Source organism: Shewanella sp. AS1 (assembly GCF_021412565.1).
In the GTDB taxonomy this organism is placed as follows: domain Bacteria; phylum Pseudomonadota; class Gammaproteobacteria; order Enterobacterales; family Shewanellaceae; genus Shewanella.
This window is the reverse complement of the sequence record NZ_JAKCLJ010000115.1, coordinates 1-283: the sequence shown is the minus strand read 5'-3', so window position 1 is coordinate 283 and position 283 is coordinate 1. Positions and strand designations below refer to the sequence as shown.

The 283-nt window shown below is 60.4% G+C and carries 1 protein-coding gene; it reads left to right on the top strand.

Going from position 1 to position 283, the window contains the following annotated elements; genetic code table 11:
- Nucleotides 1-283 (top strand): NYN domain-containing protein (locus tag LZP69_RS16300; RefSeq protein ID WP_234201738.1); only part of this gene is annotated, 283 nt, incomplete at both ends.

Here is a 283-nt window from a genome sequence, read left to right as displayed (position 1 = left end):
GATCAACAACATGGCGGTGTTCTGCGACTTCGAGAACATTGCGCTCGGCGTGCAGGACGTCAAGTACGACAAGTTCTCGATCAAGGTGGTGCTGGAGAAGCTGCTGGTCAAGGGCAGCATCGTGGTCAAGAAGGCCTACTGCGACTGGGAGCGCTACAAGAGCTACAAGGCCGGCATGCACGAGGCGGCCTTCGAGCTGATCGAGATCCCGCACGTGCGGCAGAGCGGCAAGAACTCGGCCGACATCCGCATGGTGGTCGACGCGCTCGACCTCTGCTACACG